Source organism: Helicobacter salomonis (assembly GCF_017979425.1).
Lineage (GTDB): Bacteria > Campylobacterota > Campylobacteria > Campylobacterales > Helicobacteraceae > Helicobacter > Helicobacter salomonis.
This window is the reverse complement of the sequence record NZ_JAERIS010000069.1, coordinates 1-236: the sequence shown is the minus strand read 5'-3', so window position 1 is coordinate 236 and position 236 is coordinate 1. Positions and strand designations below refer to the sequence as shown.

Below are 236 nucleotides of genomic sequence, written 5' to 3'. Positions count from 1 at the left end.
CTTTTAAAAGACCCTACATTTTCATCTTTTTTATCCTTTTTTGCTTGTTTTGACATGTCTTTTACCCTCCTTAGATTTTCAGATGGCACGTTTTGCTTCCCTTTTTCTTTTTCATCAAACTGCCCACTTCTTAGCCCCCATAAAAAAGCAACTAAGCCTAAAAATCCCATACATAGTGATACGCCAAGCATCAGCATGACATCCCAACTACTCATAGAATCTCCCTTTTGTAAAAC

Annotated in this window: 1 protein-coding gene; it reads right to left on the bottom strand. The window is 36.9% G+C overall.

Features of this window, described 5'->3' with window-relative positions; all coding sequences use genetic code 11:
- On the bottom strand, positions 1–215 hold a 215-nt coding region (gene ccoS / locus KCO92_RS07300), incomplete at its 3' end, for a cbb3-type cytochrome oxidase assembly protein CcoS (RefSeq protein ID WP_210647493.1).
- Positions 216–236 lie beyond the last annotated feature (21 nt).